Genomic DNA, 897 nt, shown 5'->3' on the forward strand with positions numbered 1-897 from the left:
GTACCCGGCCGACTACGGCTTCATCGAGGGCACCCTCGGCGAGGACGGCGACCCGCTGGACGCGCTGGTGCTGGTGCCCGAGCCGACCTTCCCCGGCTGCCTGATCCGCTGCCGGACCATCGGCATGTTCCGGATGACGGACGAGAAGGGCGGCGACGACAAGGTCCTCTGCGTGCCCTACGAGGACCCGCGCCAGGAGCACCTGCGCGACATCCACCACCTGGGCGAGTTCGACCGGCTGGAGATCCAGCACTTCTTCGAGGTCTACAAGGACCTGGAGCCGGGCAAGTCGGTCGAGGGCGCGACCTGGGTGGGCCGGGTCGAGGCCGAGGCGGAGATCGCCGCCTCGTACCGGCGCGCCAAGGAGGCCGAGGAGCGCGGCGAGACGCTGCACTGACGCTCACGCTTTCGCCGGAGGCCCGGGTCGCGCTTCGCGACCCGGGCCTCCGCGTGTTCAGGCGAGCAGGTCGCGGGCCCGGTCGTAGAGGCCCAGCACCGCGCAGGCCACCGGCACGACCGCGACCACCAGCGCGGTGTCGGTCAGGTCGGCCAGCCGGCCGAGGTACGGGGAGACGGGTCGCCGGGCGTACGTGGCGCCCGCGGTGACCGCGGCCAGGGCCAGCGCCAGCCCGCCCACGGCCAGCGCGAACCGGCCGGCCGGACCGGCGCGTTCGGCCAGCACCGCGCCGAGCAGGGCGTACCCGGCCAGCCCGGCGACGACGGCGGGCACCCGGTGGCGTACCGCGACGAACAGCCGGGAGCGCAGCAGCAGCACCCCGCAGGCGACGGCGGCGAGCAGCAGCCCGGCGGTCCGGCCGGTGGCGACGAGCACCGCGACCGCGCCGACCGCGAGCAGCGCGTGGCCGAGGAGCATCCCGGTCAGCACCTCCTCGGCGC

The 897-nt window shown here is 75.4% G+C and carries 1 protein-coding gene and 1 pseudogene; one reads left to right on the forward strand and one right to left on the reverse strand.

Features of this window, described 5'->3' with window-relative positions; translation table 11 throughout:
- Nucleotides 1-397, forward strand: a 397-nt coding sequence (locus KBX39_RS32100) for an inorganic diphosphatase (protein ID WP_210874183.1), incomplete at its 5' end; no start/stop codon positions are given.
- 57 nt (nucleotides 398-454) lie between these two features.
- Here the strand turns inward: KBX39_RS32100 and KBX39_RS32105 are convergent.
- Nucleotides 455-897: pseudogene (locus KBX39_RS32105) on the reverse strand (type VII secretion integral membrane protein EccD); the annotation flags it as partial.

The sequence above is a fragment of the Micromonospora sp. D75 genome (assembly GCF_018070405.1).
GTDB lineage: Bacteria > Actinomycetota > Actinomycetes > Mycobacteriales > Micromonosporaceae > Micromonospora > Micromonospora chalcea.